The organism is Quadrisphaera sp. INWT6 (assembly GCF_015390235.1).
In the GTDB taxonomy this organism is placed as follows: Bacteria; Actinomycetota; Actinomycetes; order Actinomycetales; family Quadrisphaeraceae; genus Quadrisphaera.
Genome location: NZ_VUOH01000004.1, coordinates 1 through 13,762, shown reverse-complemented (window position 1 = coordinate 13,762; position 13,762 = coordinate 1). Strand labels below are relative to the sequence as shown.

Here is a 13,762-nt window from a genome sequence, read left to right as displayed (position 1 = left end):
GAGGGGCGATCTGGAGGGTGGGAGGATCCCGGGGTGCGCGTGGACCTCAACGCTGACCTCGGCGAGGGCTTCGGCCGGTGGTCGCTGACCGACGACGACGCGCTGCTCGACGTCGTCACCAGCGCGAACACGGCGTGCGGCTTCCACGCCGGCGACCCCTCCACGATGCTCGCCACCTGCAGCGCGGCCGCGCGCCGCGGGGTGGTCGTGGGTGCCCATCCGGCCTACCGCGACCTCGCCGGCTTCGGGCGGCGCCGCCTGGACGCCACCCGCGACGAGCTCGTCGGCGACGTGCTCTACCAGCTGGGCGCCCTGACGGGCATCGCCCGCGCCGCCGGCACCGCCGTCCGCTACGTCAAGCCCCACGGCGCGCTGTACAGCGCCGCAGCCGAGGGCGGGGAGCACGGCGAGGCGGTGGTCGAGGCCGTGCTGCGCCTCGACCCCTCGCTGCCCGTGGTCGGCCTGGCCGGGTCGCCGTTCCTGGACCTGGCCCGGTCGGCCGGGCTGCGGGCCGTGGCCGAGGGCTTCCCGGACCGCGGGCTCGCCCCCGACGGCTCCCTGCTCGACCGCCGCCTGCCCGGCGCCGTCCTCACCGACCCCGACGAGGTGGCGGCCCGCGCCGTGGCGCTCGCCCGCGGCGAGACGGCAGCCGGCCCCGTCGAGTCCGTCTGCGTCCACGGCGACTCCCCCGGCGCCGTCGTCACCGCGCGGGCCGTGCGCGCCGCGCTGGAGGCGGCCGGCGTCGCCGTGGAGCCCTTCACGAGCGCCGCCGGGTGAGGCTGGCGCCGGTCGGCTCCGCGGCGGTGCTCGTGGAGCTCCCCGACCTCGACGCCGTGCTGGCCCTGGGCTCGGCGCTCGCCGGTGAGCCGCTGCCCGGCGTCGTCGAGGTGGTGCCCGCGGCGCGCACGGTGCTGCTGCGCTGGGCGTCCGCTCGGGACCTCCGACGGGCCGCCGGGCTGCAGGAGCTGCAGGAGCTGCAGGAGCAGCTGGAGCGCCGGCTCGCCGGTGCCGCAGCCCGCGGGCCGGAGCGGGCGGGCGCCAGCGGCGACGTGAGCGACGTCGGCGGCGTCGTCGAGGTGCCGGTCCGGTACGACGGGGAGGACCTCACCGAGGTCGCCCGCCTCACGGGCCTGCGCCCCGCGGAGGTCGTGCGCGCCCACACCGGCACGGACTGGACGGTGGCGTTCACGGGGTTCGCGCCCGGCTTCGCCTACCTCGCCGGCGGCGACCCGGCGCTGCGGGTCCCCCGGCGCGCCACCCCGCGCACCCGGGTGCCGGCCGGGGCGGTCGGCCTGGCCGGAGAGCTGAGCGGGATCTACCCGCGGGCGAGCCCCGGTGGGTGGCAGCTGCTCGGCGAGACGGACCTGCCGGTGTGGGACGTCGAGCGCGACCCGCCCGCGCTGCTGCGGCCCGGCGCGCGGGTGCGCTTCGTCGACGTCACGGGCTCCCCCCCGGCACCGGTCGGCGGCGCGCAGCCGCCCCGGCCCCCGGGCTCCCGGGCGCCGGAGGTCGGGTGCGGGCTGGAGGTGCTCGACCCTGGCCCGTCGACCCTGGTGCAGGACCTGGGCCGCCCGGGCCTGTCCGACCTGGGCGTCTCGGCGTCCGGGGCCCGCGACCGCGCAGCGCTGCGGCGCGCCAACCGCGCCGTCGGCAACGCCGCGGGGGCCCCCGCGCTGGAAGCGGCCAGCGGCCTCGTCGTGGCGGCGCACGGCCCGGTGCTGGTGGCCGTCACCGGTGGCAGTGCCGACCCGGTGCTCCGCTCCCCCTCCACCGGCGAGCGGACCACCCCCCGGGGCGCTCCGCTGCCGCTCGACGACGGCGACGTGCTGGTGCTCCCCGGCGGAGCACCGTCCGTGCTGGCGGTGCGCGGAGGCCTCGACGTGCCGCTGGTCCTGGGCAGCGCCTCACGCGACGTCCTGGCCGGCCTCGGTCCGGAGCCGCTGCTGGCGGGCGCGGTGCTCGGCCTCGGGCCCGGGGGCCGGTGGCTCGAGGGGTCCGCCGCCGTCCTCGCGGCGCCGGAGCCCGTCACGCCCGGGGCGCTCGACGTCGTGCTCGGCGGGGTGGCGGACGTGGTGCTTGACGTGGTGCTCGGGCCGCGCGACGACTGGTTCGACGCCGCGTCGGTGCCGCTGCTGCTCGAGCAGGAGTGGCGGGTCACCCCGCGGGTCGACCGCGTGGGCGCCCGCCTGGAGGGGGCGGTCCCGCTGCGACGCGTCGACGGCAGCTCGCGCGAGCTGCCCAGCGAGGGGGCGGTCCGCGGTGCGCTGCAGGTCCCGCCCGACGGCCAGCCGGTGCTCTTCGGGCCCGACCACCCCGTCACCGGCGGCTACCCGGTCGTCGCGTGCGTGGCCGAGCACCACCTCGACGCCGCGGGCGCGCTGCCCCCGGGGGCCGTCGTCCGCTTCCGCGCCGTCGCCCCCGGCTGAGGGCTCAGGCGGGGCGACCCGCCCGCCGGACGTCGGCGACGAGCTGGGCCAGCAGCGGGGTGCCGGGCTCGGCGGCGGCCAGGGGGTCGGCTGCCGCGAGGGCGGGCCCGGCGTCCGGCGTGCGCCACGGCAGCGCCCCCAGCTCGCTGACCAGCAGCTCGGTGAGCACGGCGCCCTCGGGCCCGGCCCCGCCGTTGAGGCGCAGCTGCCACCCGGCGCCGCGCAGGCCGTCGAGCACCAGCACGACCGCCTCGCCCGGCCACGCGGGGTCGGAGGCGCCGCTGGTGGCCAGCGCGTCCAGGCACACCACCGGACCGCTGGGCCCCGCCGCCGCAGCGGCCACGACCGACGGCGTCGCGCACACCCAGACCACGCCGCCCGCCGGGGCGGGGCGCCAGGTCGGTGGTGTGCTCCGCAGCCCGTGGAGCGTCAGGACCACCGGGCGCGCCGCGGCGCCCGGCGCCCGCGGGCCGGGGACGTCGGGGTGGTCTGGGTGGTCGGGGTGGTCGACGGGGAGCCCGAGGGCCAGGACGACGTCGACCAGCTCCAGCCCGGCGGCGTCCGCGGCGGAGGCGTCGAGCTCCCGCACGGGAGCCCTGCGGACGGGCGCAGGCGCCCTGGCCGCCGGCGGGGCGACGAGCGCCGGGGCGGGAGGGGCAGGGGCCGTAGGGGCCGGGGCGGGAGGGGCGGGGGCCGCGAGGGGGACGCCCCGCGTCGCGGGCAGCACCACCACCGGCGCCTCGACGGCCTCGACGGGTGCTGGCGGCCGGTGCCACGGCTCGGGCTCGGGCGACAGCTCCGCCTCCGGCTCGGGTGACACCTCGGCTCCGGGCGACAGCTCGGGCGCGGGCGGGCCCTCGACCAGCCGCACGGCCGCGGCCAGGCCGCCGTCCCACCCCACGACCTCCGCCAGCAGCTGCTCCAGGTCGGCCACGGGCACCGCCACCCGCGTGCCCCGCACCGCTCCCGGCCCGAGCAGCCCGGCGGCGGCGGCGCGCTGGGACGGGGTCGCGGTGAGCAGCAGCAGGACGCCGGAGACCTCGCCCGCGCCGTCGTCGTCCAGCCGGGCCAGCACCTGGTGGCGGACCCACGCGAGCGCGGGGTCGCCGAGCACCCGCAGCAGGGCGTCGCGGGGGGCGGGGCGAGCGGTGGCGCGAGCGGTGGCGCGGACGGCCGTGGGCACGGGCACATCGTGGCGCCCGGGGGGCCCCTCGCGCAGGCGTGTCGTGCGATCCGCGCGGCTCGTCGCCCGTTCCGGCGGGATCTCGGGTGGGGGCTGTCGGTGGTCGGCGCCACGATGGCCCATGGCCTGCTTCCTCCCCCCGGTGATGCTCGAGCACCTCGTGCTGCGCGGCAGCGAGCCGCAGCGCGAGATGGCGCTGCGCACGCTGTCGCTCGACGCCTCGCTGCGCTCCTCCCGCGCCCAGAACGCGCTGCTGCGCCGGGGCAGGCCGCGGCCCCTGGCGGCGCACGCCCGCGCGGGGGCCCAGCCGTCGCGCACGATCTACGACTGCCGCGGCAGCGAGGACCTCTCCACCGCCGTCGTCGTGCGGTCCGAGGGCGCCCCGCCGACCGGTGACGCGGCCGCCGACGAGGCGCACGACGGCCTCGGCGCCACCTTCGACCTGTTCCGCGAGGCGTACGGGCGCGACTCCATCGACGACGAGGGCCTGCCGCTGCGGGGCTTCGTGCACTACGGGAAGGGCTACGACAACGCCTTCTGGGACGGCCGCCAGATGGTCTTCGGCGACGGCGACGGCGAGGTGTTCGCCCGCTTCACCGTCGCCGTCGACATCATCGGCCACGAGCTGGCCCACGGGGTCACCGACAACGAGGCGCAGCTGGTCTACAGCCAGCAGTCGGGGGCGCTGAACGAGTCGGTGTCCGACGTGTTCGGCTCGCTGGTGAAGCAGTGGGCGCTCGGGCAGACCGCCGACGAGGCCGACTGGCTCATCGGCCAGGGGCTGCTCCTCGGCCACCCCGACATGGCGCTGCGCTCGATGGCCGCGCCCGGCACCGCCTACGACACCCCCGAGCTGGGGCGCGACACCCAGCCCGCCCACCTCGACGACTACCTCGTGACCACCGCCGACGACGGCGGCGTCCACACCAACTCCGGCATCCCCAACAAGGCGTTCCACCTGGTGGCGACCAGGATCGGCGGCCGGGCCTGGGAGGTCGCCGGGCGCGTCTGGTACGAGGCGCTGCGCGATGCCGCGCTGCCGGCCACCGCCTCGTTCGCGGTGTTCGCCCAGACCACGCTGCGGGCGGCGGAGCGGCTGGGGCACGCCAGCGGCTCGGAGGTGCACCGGGCCGTGGAGTCGGCCTGGTCGGAGGTCGGCGTCCTCCCGTGACCCGGGTCGACGGCCGGGCACCTCGGGTCGTGGCGAGGCGCTGGCGGACCAGGTCGCTCCGCAGATGCGCCCCATCAGCGTGACCGTTCGATCACACCCAAGGGGCGCACCTGCGGAGCACCACGAACCGCGACAGCGGCTCACCGAGCCCGCGCCGCGCCACGGGGCCGTCAGCTCCCGGGGCCGGAGAGAGCGCACCGCGCCGCTCCGCAGATGCGCCCCATCAGCGTGACCGTTCGATCACACCCAAGGGGCGCATCTGCGGAGCAGTCCCCTGCGACTCCGGGAGGCGCCGAGCCTGTGGACGGCCGCGGCGCCACCGCGCCCTCCTGGTGCACGGTGGGTGCGTGCACCGCGCGACCCCGCTGCCCGATGAGCTGCTGAGCCGCCCGTTCAGGGTCTCCGAGGCCCTCGAGCTGGGCCTGACGCGCAAGCGGCTCCGCAGCGCAGACCTGTGGATGCCCTACCGCGGTGTGAGGGTGCCTCGGGCGCTCGGGTGGGACCCGCGGCTGAGGGCGCGCAGCGGGCTGCTCGTGTGTCCTCCGGGCACGCTGGTGGTCGGGTTGGACGCCCTCGCCGTCGCGGGACTGCCTCTGCCGATCAGTGAGGAGGCGCTGCTCGAACGGAGGCTGGCCGTCTGCGCCCCGCCGTCCACCGACCCCTTCGAGAACGACCAGCTCGCCGTCCGGTGGGCCGCCGTCTCCCAGCTGCTGCCCCGGGTGCTGGACGAAGGGGTGCTGCGGCTCGCGGACACCGACCTCTGGCTGCACGAGGTGCTGGGTGGCCGGCACCAGCTCACGGCCGGCTACCGCGCCCGGCTGGGACGTGCGGTCGTGGAGCGCGTCGACGGGGACCAGCGGGTCCTCCGGGCAGCGGTCGACAGGCTCGGCTCCTCCACCCGCGCCAGGGGCCAGCGCCTCGTCGACGAGGCGCTCGAGGGGCGGGAGACCTGGCTGTCTGCGTGACCGCCCTCGGGTGGGACAGGATGGCCGGGTGCGGGTACGGGTGGAGCGCAGCGGCGGGTTCGCCGGCGTGGTGGTGCACGGCGAGGCCGACACCGCCGACCTCGACGACGAGCAGGCGGCGCAGCTGCTCGACCTCGCCGGCCGGGTCGACCTCGCGGCGCTGACGGCCGCCCCGGGCCCCGGGCGCGCCGACCGCTTCCGCTACGACGTCGAGGTCGACGGCCACCGGGTGCAGGTGGGCGAGACCGCGGTGCCGGCTGAGCTGCGGTCGCTCATCGACCACGTGCTGCGACGCCCCTGACCCGGACGGGCGAGCCTCCTCCCCCGCAGGGATGACCGATCCGTCCTGTTCGTCCCCCTGGGTGTCCGGGCGGTTCCCAGCGGACGCACCGGCAGGCGGATGCCAGGACCCGGCCGCGAGCGCGAGCCTGGGAGCACGCCGGGGCGATCCGGCTCCGGGGCTCGCAGAGGACGTGGTGGTCGTGGTCGTGCTGGTGGTGTCGCTGTTCTGCGCAGGTGCTCTCGTGCTGCTGCTGGTCGCGGCCTCGGTCCGGGCCGCCGCCGCGGGGCGCGCGCAGCCGGAGCCGCTGGCGGGGCCGCCGCTGGTCGCCGGTCGCGGCGCCCGCTTCGGTGACGCGACGGCGCTGGAGAGGGCGGCGCAGCGGCCGCCGGCCGGTCGGGGCCTGAGGGTCGCGACCCCGGCATCCCAGCCCCGCCCCGTCCCGTTCCGGGAGCCCCGCGCCGCCTGAGCGCCCACCCGCCGGCGGGCAGGAGGGGGCATGCTGCCGCGGTGAGCTCTCCCCCCGGGACCACGGTCCCCCTCCCGGGACGCCCCGGACCCGCATCGCGGACGATCATCCCCGTCCCCCACCTGTCACCGCCCGTGGTGCGGTTCCTGTCCACGGAGTCGGGCGGCGCCGTCCTGCTGCTGGTGGCGACGGCGGCCGCGCTGGTCTGGGCGAACCTGCCCGGCGGCACGTACGCCGCGTTCTGGGGCACGAGCGCCGGGGTGGTCCTCGGTGGTGGCGGGCTGGTCATGGACCTGGGCCACTGGGTCGACGACGCGCTCATGGCGGTCTTCTTCTGCACGGTGGGGCTGGAGATCTCCCGCGAGGTGACGGTCGGCCACCTGAGGAGCCCGCGCGCCGTCGTCGTCCCCGCCCTGGGGGCGCTGGGCGGCCTGGTCGTGCCGGCGCTGGTGTTCTTCGCCTTCACCGCGGGGACCCCGGGGGCTGCCGGCTGGGGCGTGCCGATCTCCACCGACACGGCGTTCCTGGTGGGGGTGCTCGCCCTGTTCGGGCCGCGCTGTCCCGACCAGCTGCGGCTGTTCCTGCTGACCCTCGCCATCGTCGACGACATCGGCGCGGTGCTGGTGATGGCCGTCTTCTACAGCCACGGCGTCTCGGTGCCGGCGCTACTGGTGGCGGCGGGGCTGTTCGCCGTGCTGGTCGGGCTGCGCCTGGCCGGTGAGTGGCGGCTGACCCCGTACGTGCTGGTGGGGCTGGCGCTGTGGGGCGCGGTGCTGGCGTCCGGGGTGCACGCGACGCTGGCGGGGGTGCTCGTCGGCCTGGTGGTCCCGGCCACCGCCGTCGAGCCGGAGCAGCGCGACCGGGTGCGGGCCTTCGGCCGGGCGCTGCTGGAGCGCGCCGACCCCACCCGAGCACGGCTCGCGACGTCGGCGGTGCGCGCCGCCGTCCCCGCCAACGACCGCCTGCAGGACGCGCTGCACCCGCTGAGCGCCTACCTCGTGGTGCCCGTGTTCGGCCTCGCCAACGCCGGCGTGGCCCTGTCGGGCGACGTGCTGCTGACGGCGGCGACGTCGTCGCTGACGTGGGGCGTGCTCGTGGCGCTGGTGGTCGGCAAGGCGCTCGGCATCTCGCTGTTCGCCGGGCTGGCGCTGCGCGGCGGGCTGGGCGACCTGCCCGGCAGGGTGCGCTACGGCCACCTCGTCGGGGGCGCGTTCATGGCGGGCATCGGCTTCACCATCGCCCTGTTCATCACCGACCTCGCCTTCGACGACCCGGCGCTGCAGGCCGAGGCGAAGATCGGCGTGCTCGCGGGGTCGCTGGTGGCGGCCGTCCTGGGAGCCGTGGTGCTGCGGGTGCTGGGTGAGCGGCTCCCCCTGTGCTCCCCCGACCTGGACGACGACGGCGGCCTGCCCGCGCTGCCCACCGGCGCGTGGACCGACCCCACCCGCACCTAGTCGCGCTGCGAGCCGACGCCCTCCAGCACGGCCGTCGACAGCGCCGGCCACGCCGCGGCCGCCCACTCCCCGAACGGCTCCGACGACGCCGTGACCAGCGCCAGCGAGTGCCGCCTGTCGACCCACAGCGACGTGCCGCTCTGACCGAAGTGGCCGAAGGTCGCCGGGTCGTTCCCGGGGCTGGTCCAGTGCGGGGACTTGTCGGCCCGGACCTCGGCGCCCAGGCCCCAGTCGTTGTGCTGCTGGCGCCCGAACCCCGGCAGCACGCCGAGCAGCCCCGGGCGGCTCGGCGTCCGCAGCAGGTCGACGACGGCGGCCGGGAGCACCCGCGGCGCCAGCAGCTCACCGGCGAGCAGGGCCAGGTCGCCCGTCGGGGCGACGAGCCCGTGCGCGGCCGAGCCCTCCAGGCGGGTGCGGGCCATGCCCAGCGGAGCGGCCACGAGCTCGCGGAGCAGCTCGGCGAACGGCGCGCCGGTCAGCTGCTCGACGCGGGCGGCGGCGACCTCGATGCCGGTGTTGCTGTACGTCCGGCGCGCCCCCGGCTGCGAGCGGATCCGCCAGGTGCCGGGCCCGCCGGCCTCGAAGTCGAGGCCCGAGGTGTGGTCGAGCAGGTGCGACAGGGTCGCCCCGGGAGGGGCGGAGCCCTTCGGGAGCGGCTCGTCGAGGTCGGCCTCGCCGTCGTGCACCAGCACCAGCACCGTCAGGGCCGAGAGCAGCTTGGTCACGGAGGCCCAGCGGCGCTCGACGTCGAGGTCGCCGGTGGAGGCGATGACACCCGCAGGGCTGGCGACGGCGACGCTGGCGGCGGGGTCCGGCCAGCGGCCGACGTGCTGCTGGAGGGTCTGGGCCAGCGGACCTGCGCTCGTCGTCACCGCTCCACCCTGCCAGCCAGCGCCTCGAGCAGCCGGTCGGCCAGCGCCCGGCCGACCTCCTGCACCACGGCTGCCCCGCCCGCGGGCGCGCCGGTGGCGCCGGAGCCTCGAGCGACGTGGTCGGCGACGGAGCCGACGGTCGACGGGTCGAGGTCGAGCCCGAGGGCGCGGTAGACGTCGGTGGTGACGGCGCGCAGCGCGTCCGAGCCGTCGAGCACGAGCAGCGTCGAGACGAGGTGGGCGCGCCGGGTCTGGCGCTGGGCGGTGCCGGCGACCTTGCTCGTGCCGGACGGGCTCACCACGTGCACCGAGTGCTCGCCCGGGCAGTACTCGCGCGGCAGCTCACCGCGGCGGGCGTCGAGGCCGAGGTCGCCCAGCACCGCGACCACGGCGTCGGCCACCAGCTCGAAGCGCGCCGTCGTGCCGGCCACCGGGTCGTCGCTGCGACCGACGACGTCGACCACCAGGACGCCGCGGTGGTACGGCGCCATGCGGCCGCCGACGGGCCTGACCACGGGGGCGAACCCGTGCCCGCGCGCTGCCTCCTGCGCCGCGGCGAAGCCGGGCAGCAGCGCGTCGCGGCGGCTGAAGGCCGCCGTCGCCACCGGGCGCAGCAGGCGCACCACCTGGGGGGCGCGGCCCCGCCCCACGTCGTCGAGCAGCGCCAGGCGGTGGGCGGCGTCGTCCTCGGGCGCGAGGGGCTCGGCGGTGGTCCGGTCCTCCAGCACCCAGCCGCCGGGGTCGCCGGGCTCGCCGGCGCTCACCGGCGGGGCAGGCCCAGCTCGCGCCGCAGCGCGGACTCCTCCACGCGGCCGGTGTACAGGCGGCCGTCGACGAACAGCGTCGGCGTGCCCCTGACACCGGCCGCGCCCGCGTCGGCGTAGTCGGCCTCGACCGCCGGGCGGTGCTGCTGCGCGGCCTCGCCGGCCACGAGCTCGGGCCGGGGCACCCCGACGCGCGCCGCGTGCGCCACGAGGTCGGCGTCGGTCAGCGAGCTCTGGTGGGTGAACAGCTCGTCGTGGAGCTCCCAGAACACCCCCTGCTCGGCGGCGGCCTCGGACGCCAGCGCCGCGGTGAGGGCGAAGGGGTGCTTGGTGAAGAGCGGGAAGTGCCGGAAGACGAGGCGGACGCGCCCGTCGGAGCCGTCGACCACCCGGCGCAGCACCGGCGCCGCCGCCGCGCAGTAGGGGCACTCGAAGTCGGCGTGCTCGACCACGACCAGCGGTGCGGCCGGGTCCCCGTAGCTGTGCCGGTCCCACGTCACCGCACCCACGCTAGCCCCGACCCCGTCGCTGTCTCCCGGACGGGGAGGCGGAGCGGGGCGGCTGAACGGGTGCTGGTCCGCGCGGGCGGGTCCAGCCCGCGGCGCCGCGGCCGATGCAGCAGGGGCAAGGACACCACCCTGAGCTCGGAGCGCCACCCATGACCACCACCGCGAGCCCGGACACCCCCACCTCCGTCGACCCCGAGACCGCCGCCGAGGTGGACGGCGAGGTGCTGGACGCCGAGGAGCAGGCCCGCGCCACCATGGCCGAGCTGCTGGAGCTCATCGACGAGCTGGCGGCCCGCCGCCCCGTGGCCGCCCGCGTGGTCTCCATGACCGGCGACGACGGCGTCGGCGCCAAGGAGCTGGCGGGGACCCTGTCGGCCGACGTCGCCCTGACCACCCGCGTGATGCGCCGCGCGAACAGCGCCTACTACGGCCTGGGCGGCCGCGTGCGCACCGTCACCTTCGCCGTCACGGTGGTCGGCTTCCAGGCGATCCGCGCGATGGCCGCGGCCGCCGCCGCGGGCCTCGACACCGACGACGTGCTGCCCGCCGACTTCTGGCCCCGCTCCAAGGCCGCCGCGGTGGCCAGCAGCGCCCTCGCGCCGCTGTTCCGCGTGCCCGCCGCCGACGCGTTCTGCCTGGGGCTGCTCAGCGGCCTCGGCCAGGCGATCCTCGTGCAGCACGACGCCGACGGCTACCAGGCGCTGCTGGACCGCGACGACGTCACCACCGGCGGCCGCGCCGCGCTCCTGGACGCCGAGCGGGAGGTGTTCGGCCTTCGCCACACCGACGTGTCCGCCGAGGCGCTGTCGGTGTGGCAGTTCCCGCGCGAGTTCAGCGACGCGCTGGCGCGCCTCGGGGAGTCTCCCGAGCGCTCCACGCCGTGGTCGCGCTGCCTCGCCACCGCCCTGGAGGCGGCCTCGCGGCTCGTCGACCCCACCGGGCCGGTCTCCGACGTCCTGGAGCTGTCCGACGGCGTGGTCACGGAGGACAGGCTGACCGGGCTCCTGCCCCGGCTGCGCGAGTCCGTCGCGGCCTCGGACTGGTGAGCCGCCCGGCCCGCGCGGGCCGCACCACCGACACCAGCACCACCCCCACCACCAGCCCCACCACCAGCACCGACGGGACGCGCCGGCTCCTCGCCGGGGTCACCGCCGCTGCGCTGCTGCTCGTCCTCGTCGACGCGCTGCGCCCGCTCGGAGCGCCGCTCGTCGTGGGCGCGGCCGCGGTGCTGTCGGCCCTCGCCGCGCTCGCGCTGCTGCGCCGCGCGCCGCGGGGTGCCGCTGCCCCCCTCGACGCCAGCACCGCACGAACCGCACACGTCGCAGAGGGCGCAGGGAGCGCAGGGAGCGCACACGTCGCGGAGGGCGGAGGGGGCGGGGACGCCGTCGAGGCGGAGGCGGTGCCCGACGGCGCGCCCGTCGTCCGCGCCACCCCGATGACCACGCGTGACGAGCTCACCGGCCTCGCGGACCGCGCCGCGCTCACCTGCGCGCTCAGCGCGGCCCTGACCCCGGGCGAAGGACCGTGCGCGGACGCCTTCCCGGCCGACGACCTGTCGCTCGTGGCGCTGCTGCTGGTCGACCTCGACGCCTTCCGCGAGCTGAACGACAGGTTCGGCCACGGCGCCGGTGACGTGCTCCTGCGGCGCACCGCCGACCGGATCGCCGCCTGCGCTCCCGAGTCGGCGCTGGTCGCGCGGCTCGGTGGCGACGAGTTCGCCGTCCTGCTGCGGGGCAGCGAGGCCGCCCAGGCGCGCCGCGTCGCCGACGAGCTCGCCGCCGCCATCTCCGCGCCCGCCCCGGAGGACGGCGCGGGGTGGCGCACCACCGCGAGCATCGGGCTCGCCTTCGACGACGGGCCGCTGGACGACGACGAGGAGCTGTGGGTCGACCCGGCCCAGCCGGGCGACGGCGCGGCGGAGGGCGACCTCGCGGACGGCCTCGACGAGCTGCCCGACGTGCCCGCCGCCCCCGCGGACGCCCGCGAGGTGGAGCTGACCCCGGCCGAGGACCTGCTGCGCCGCGTCGAGGTCGCGATGTACAGCGCGAAGGCCACCGGTGGCGGGGTGCGCCTGTACGACCCGGCGCACGACCTGGCGGCGCGCGAGCGCGCCCTGCTGGCCGAGGAGCTGCGCGCCGCCCTGTCCGAGGGGGGCGAGCTGGACCGCAGCGCCACGGCGCAGCTGGTCGTGCACTACCAGCCGCAGGTCGAGGCCTCGACGGGCGAGGTCGGCGGGCTGGAGGCGCTGGTGCGCTGGCGCCACCCGCGGCACGGGCTCGTCTCGCCGGAGGTGTTCCTCGAGATCGTCGAGGAGCAGGGCCTGGTGACGAGCCTGACCGAGCGGGTGCTGCGCACGGCGCTGCTCGACGCGCGCCAGTGGCACGACGCCGGGCACCGGGTGCGGATCGCGGTCAACGTGTCGAGCTCGTGCCTGACGAGCCCCGCGCTGCTGCCGATGGTCGACGCGGCGCTCGAGGAGAGCGGCGTGGAGCCGTCGCTGCTGGTGGTCGAGGTCACCGAGACGGTGCTGATGGCCGAGCCGCACCAGGCGCTGGCCACCGCGCGGCGGCTGCGCGCCCGGGGCGTGCAGCTCTCGATCGACGACTACGGCACCGGGTACTCCTCGCTGTCGTACCTCAGCGACCTGCCGGCGACCGAGCTCAAGCTCGACAGGGCCTTCACCCTGCGGGTGGCGAGCGACCCGGCCATCGAGGCGATCGTGGCCACCACCGTCGACCTGGCGCACCGCCTGGGCCTGCGCCTCGTGGTCGAGGGCGTGGAGGACGAGGTGGCGCTGGCCGCCGTCGTCGCCGCGGGCGCGGACGAGACGCAGGGGTACCTGCACGCCCGGCCCGCACCCGCGGCGTCGGTGCCCGCGTGGCTCGCCGGGCGCGACCTCAGGAGCAGCCCCAGCAGCAGCGCGGTGACCCCGGTGACCCCGGTGACCCCGGGCGCCGACCGGGTCGAGGCGCTGGTCAGCGAGGCCTGAGGGCCACGCCCGCCGCGTCACCCGCGCCACCGGCGGCGGCGGTGGTGGTGCCGGTGGTGACGTCGGTCGTGCCGCGCACGTCGTGCTCGGCGCGCAGCAGCGCGATGGCCGCCTCGAAGTCCTCGAGGGAGTCGAACGCCTGGTAGACCGAGGCGTACCGCAGGTAGGCGACCTCGTCGAGCTCGCGCAGCGGCGCGAGCACGGCGACGCCGACGTCGTGCGCGTCGACCTCCGCGCGCCCGGCGGTGCGCACCGCCTCCTCGACCTGCTGGGCGAGGCGCGCGAGCTGGTCACCGGTGACCGGGCGCCCCTGGCAGGCCTTGCGGACGCCGGTGATGACCTTGTCGCGGCTGAACGGCTCAGCGACCCCGGAGCGCTTGACCACGGTGAGGCTGGCGGTCTCGGAGGTGGAGAAGCGGCGCCCGCAGTCGGGGCACTGGCGGCGGCGGCGGATCGACTGGCCGTCGTCGGAGGTGCGCGAGTCGACCACGCGCGAGTCGGGGAACTGGCAGAAGGGGCAGTGCACCGGTGCCGTCGCTCCTCAGGCGTCCTGTCCGCGCCCCCGGCGTGGCACCGGTAGTGCCTGTGCGCGGGGTCCGCCCCCAGATGTGGTGGCGGTCACGGCCACGGTAGGGCGCCCGCGACGCTGCGTGCAAGCACGGCCGTCGGCGCCGACGGCC

Annotated in this window: 14 protein-coding genes; 9 read left to right on the top strand and 5 right to left on the bottom strand. The window is 77.7% G+C overall.

Annotated features, from left to right (window positions below; all coding sequences use genetic code 11):
• Positions 1-33 precede the first annotated feature (33 nt).
• Together F1641_RS12470 and F1641_RS12465 are read left to right on the top strand one after the other, a co-directional pair.
• Positions 34-777: a LamB/YcsF family protein gene (locus tag F1641_RS12470; RefSeq protein ID WP_194906065.1), complete on the top strand. Its 744-nt coding sequence runs from the start codon at positions 34-36 to the stop codon at positions 775-777.
• Positions 774-2,426 carry a carboxyltransferase domain-containing protein gene (locus tag F1641_RS12465; protein ID WP_194906063.1) on the top strand — a complete coding sequence of 551 codons (1,653 nt, stop codon included), beginning with the start codon at positions 774-776 and terminating at the stop codon, positions 2,424-2,426. Before F1641_RS12470 ends, F1641_RS12465 begins: the two co-directional genes overlap by 4 nt.
• 4 nt (positions 2,427-2,430) lie before the next feature.
• Here F1641_RS12465 and F1641_RS12460 read toward each other — a convergent pair whose 3' ends face one another.
• Positions 2,431-3,609, bottom strand: a complete 1,179-nt coding sequence (locus tag F1641_RS12460) for a DUF2399 domain-containing protein (RefSeq protein ID WP_194906060.1) — start codon at positions 3,607-3,609, stop codon at positions 2,431-2,433.
• 121 nt (positions 3,610-3,730) lie between these two features.
• Between F1641_RS12460 and F1641_RS12455 the strand changes: the two genes are divergently transcribed.
• The 5 genes from F1641_RS12455 (at position 3,731) to nhaA (ending at position 7,948) form a co-directional block, all read left to right on the top strand.
• Positions 3,731-4,780: a M4 family metallopeptidase gene (locus F1641_RS12455; RefSeq protein WP_194906058.1), complete on the top strand. Its 1,050-nt coding sequence runs from the start codon at positions 3,731-3,733 to the stop codon at positions 4,778-4,780.
• A gap of 347 nt (positions 4,781-5,127) precedes the next feature.
• Positions 5,128-5,745 (top strand): hypothetical protein, encoded by a 618-nt coding sequence (locus F1641_RS12450; RefSeq protein WP_194906056.1) that lies wholly within the window; start codon positions 5,128-5,130, stop codon positions 5,743-5,745.
• Between the two features lie 28 nt (positions 5,746-5,773).
• Positions 5,774-6,046 (top strand): protealysin inhibitor emfourin, encoded by a 273-nt coding sequence (locus F1641_RS12445; protein ID WP_206691145.1) that lies wholly within the window; start codon positions 5,774-5,776, stop codon positions 6,044-6,046.
• A gap of 172 nt (positions 6,047-6,218) precedes the next feature.
• Positions 6,219-6,494 (top strand): hypothetical protein, encoded by a 276-nt coding sequence (locus F1641_RS12440; protein WP_194906054.1) that lies wholly within the window; start codon positions 6,219-6,221, stop codon positions 6,492-6,494.
• A gap of 41 nt (positions 6,495-6,535) precedes the next feature.
• The gene (nhaA, locus tag F1641_RS12435; RefSeq protein ID WP_194906051.1) at positions 6,536-7,948 is read left to right on the top strand and encodes a Na+/H+ antiporter NhaA; all 1,413 of its coding nucleotides are present in this window, start codon (positions 6,536-6,538) and stop codon (positions 7,946-7,948) included.
• On the opposite strand, the gene F1641_RS12430 is transcribed toward nhaA, so the two are convergent.
• The 3 genes from F1641_RS12430 to F1641_RS12420 are packed head-to-tail and all read right to left on the bottom strand — an operon-like array spanning position 7,945 to position 10,084.
• Positions 7,945-8,820 carry a serine hydrolase gene (locus F1641_RS12430; RefSeq protein WP_206691144.1) on the bottom strand — a complete coding sequence of 292 codons (876 nt, stop codon included), beginning with the start codon at positions 8,818-8,820 and terminating at the stop codon, positions 7,945-7,947. The two genes, nhaA and F1641_RS12430, sit on opposite strands and share 4 nt — an antisense overlap.
• Positions 8,817-9,584: a lipoate--protein ligase family protein gene (locus tag F1641_RS12425; RefSeq protein ID WP_194906049.1), complete on the bottom strand. Its 768-nt coding sequence runs from the start codon at positions 9,582-9,584 to the stop codon at positions 8,817-8,819. Before F1641_RS12425 ends, F1641_RS12430 begins: the two co-directional genes overlap by 4 nt.
• Positions 9,581-10,084, bottom strand: a complete 504-nt coding sequence (locus F1641_RS12420; protein ID WP_206691143.1) for a thioredoxin domain-containing protein — start codon at positions 10,082-10,084, stop codon at positions 9,581-9,583. The genes F1641_RS12425 and F1641_RS12420 overlap by 4 nt, the downstream gene beginning before the upstream one ends.
• A gap of 158 nt (positions 10,085-10,242) precedes the next feature.
• On the opposite strand from F1641_RS12420, the gene F1641_RS12415 reads away from it, so the two are divergent.
• Both F1641_RS12415 and F1641_RS12410 read left to right on the top strand, forming a co-directional pair.
• Positions 10,243-11,139 (top strand): HDOD domain-containing protein, encoded by an 897-nt coding sequence (locus tag F1641_RS12415; protein ID WP_194906044.1) that lies wholly within the window; start codon positions 10,243-10,245, stop codon positions 11,137-11,139.
• A complete protein-coding gene (locus F1641_RS12410; protein ID WP_194906041.1) occupies positions 11,136-13,082 on the top strand; it encodes a bifunctional diguanylate cyclase/phosphodiesterase in 1,947 nt (648 codons plus the stop codon). The genes F1641_RS12415 and F1641_RS12410 overlap by 4 nt, the downstream gene beginning before the upstream one ends.
• Here the strand turns inward: F1641_RS12410 and nrdR are convergent.
• On the bottom strand, positions 13,069-13,608 hold the full coding sequence (gene nrdR / locus F1641_RS12405) for a transcriptional regulator NrdR (protein ID WP_194906038.1): 540 nt from the start codon (positions 13,606-13,608) through the stop codon (positions 13,069-13,071). The genes F1641_RS12410 and nrdR overlap by 14 nt on opposite strands.
• Positions 13,609-13,762 lie beyond the last annotated feature (154 nt).

Coding starts and splice junctions, on each gene's coding strand:
- F1641_RS12455 (WP_194906058.1), top strand. CDS start 3,731: ATGGCCTGCTTCCTCCCCCCGGTGATGCTCGAGCACCTCGTGCTGCGC.
- F1641_RS12415 (WP_194906044.1), top strand. CDS start 10,243: ATGACCACCACCGCGAGCCCGGACACCCCCACCTCCGTCGACCCCGAG.